At 63.3% G+C, this 245-nt stretch carries 1 protein-coding gene; it reads right to left on the bottom strand.

The window, feature by feature from the left end; genetic code table 11:
- The coding region (locus tag AB4Y44_RS42810) for a hypothetical protein (protein ID WP_368702854.1) at nt 1-191 on the bottom strand (191 nt) is incomplete at its 3' end.
- Between the last annotated feature and the right edge of the window lie 54 nt (nt 192-245).

The raw sequence follows: 245 nt of genomic DNA, 5'->3' as shown, positions 1-245 counted from the left end.
GCGCGCTGTGCCTGCTGGAAGCCCTCGCTCATGACCTTCGCATAGCCGCCACCGCCCGAGCCTTCCTCCTCGTAGTCGACCTTGACGAATTCGCCCCCCAGCGACTTCACCTGGTCGGCCACCTCGGGCACGGTCGCGACGCGCCGCTCTCCGGTGGCTGTCTCCAGAGGAATGCCAATCAGTAATGTCATATTGTCAATCGATGGTAGTGGCCGTCGCAACGAAATCGGGCCTGCGCTTCAGCC

Origin of the sequence: Paraburkholderia sp. BR10937, assembly GCF_040965695.1 — a bacterium.
GTDB lineage: Bacteria > Pseudomonadota > Gammaproteobacteria > Burkholderiales > Burkholderiaceae > Paraburkholderia.
Note: the sequence above shows the minus strand (reverse complement) of the source record. Positions and strands in the feature narration are given on the sequence as shown.